The organism is Geomonas azotofigens (genome assembly GCF_018919395.1).
GTDB lineage: Bacteria > Desulfobacterota > Desulfuromonadia > Geobacterales > Geobacteraceae > Geomonas > Geomonas azotofigens.
In genome coordinates this window covers 1-1,621 of record NZ_JAHLME010000017.1, presented here as the reverse complement: position 1 = coordinate 1,621, position 1,621 = coordinate 1, and the positions used below count along the sequence as shown (strand labels likewise).

Annotated in this window: 1 protein-coding gene; it reads left to right on the top strand. The window is 66.9% G+C overall.

Annotated features, from left to right (window positions below; translation table 11 throughout):
- Positions 1 to 1,621 (top strand): CxxxxCH/CxxCH domain c-type cytochrome (locus tag KOL99_RS21525; protein WP_216512503.1); only part of this gene is annotated, 1,621 nt, incomplete at both ends.

Below are 1,621 nucleotides of genomic sequence, written 5' to 3'. Positions count from 1 at the left end.
TCGGCTACTCCAGGAAGATCGCGGCCGGCTTCGTGAACCAGACCTCGGTTCCGCCGAACCCGATGGGCACCTGCTCCACCGCAGCCTGCCACAGCGACGGCAAGGGCACCCTGCGTGCGACCCCGGCCTGGGGTAGCGCGGCGCTTACCGTGCCGGGCGGCTGCTCCGCCTGCCACAGCGTCGCTCCTTCCACCGGCAACCACCCGACCGCGGGGACCAAGCACGCCAGCTACTACGGCACCGGCGTCGGCTCCTGCGTACAGTGCCACACCGACCACTCGGTACAGGCCAAGCCGTTCAGCCACGCCACCTCGGCCGGCCACCGCGCCATCGAGGTGAAGTTCGCCACCGGCGGCACCTTCGCGTTGAACCAGTGCTCCAACGTCTACTGCCACAGCAACGGCCGCGGCACCTACACCCCGCCGACCTGGGGTGGGACCCTGACCTGCGCGGGCTGCCACGGCGACGCGACCAGCAACACCCTGTCGGGCAACCACGCCAAGCACGTCAACAACGCGGCGTTCCTCGGCACCTCCTACGGCTGCGTCGAGTGCCACAGCTCGACCGTTTCCGACAACAGCACCATCTCTACCTTCGCTAACCACGTCAACAACGTGAAAGACGTAGCCGGCTCCAAGGTCGGTACCCCGGTATCGGGTACCTGCTCCACCTCCTACTGCCACAGCGACGGCAAAGGGACCATGAAGAGCGTAACCTGGACCGGTTCCACCGCGCTCGACTGTAAGTCCTGCCACGGCTCCGACGCCGCTCCGGCGTTTGCTTCCATCGCCGGCGAGCCGAACTACTCCAACGCCGGTGCCGACCAGCCGCGCGCCAACAGCCACGAGAACCACGTAGCTGCGGCCGCAGACTGCGCCAGCTGCCACGCCGACACCACCGTGAACGGCACCACCATCAAGGCGGGCGGCTTCCACACCAACAACACCCGCGACCTGAAAGCCGGCAACGGCAAGAGCTTCACCCTGGTCGGCAACTCCTGCTCCGCGGTATCCTGCCACAGCGGCAACGGTATCGTGGCCAACGTGCCCGACGTGAAATGGGGCGCGTCGCTTGGCTGCAACGGCTGCCACGGCGATTCCGAGACCCTGACCACCAACGCCCACGCCAAGCACGTGAACACCAAGGGCTATGCCTGCGACACCTGCCACGCTTCCACCGTTTCGGGCAGCTCCAGCTTCGCCAACAAGGCGCTGCACGGCGACGCGACCGTCGAGGTTGCCGGCGCCCAGGTCGTCACCTGGACCACCAACAACAAGACCTGCGCCACCTCCTGCCACCTCTCGGCAACCCCGCAGTGGAACAACACGGCATCCGGCGCCTGCGGTACCTGCCATACCGCGCTCTCCAACACCACCGGCGGCCTGATCAGCTCCAACGCGCACGCGCAGCACTTCAGCGCGGCGTACGGCCCGAAATTCAACTCCACCCTGGCCACCTCCTGCTCGAACTGCCACACCTCGAACACTGCGGTGACCCACGTCGACGGCACGCTGAACCTGGCTGCCGGCATGAACAAGATCGGCACCTGCTCCACCTGCCACAAGCAGAGCACCAACTGGACCACCGGGCGCGTCACCTGCGAAAGCTGCCATAGCACCGC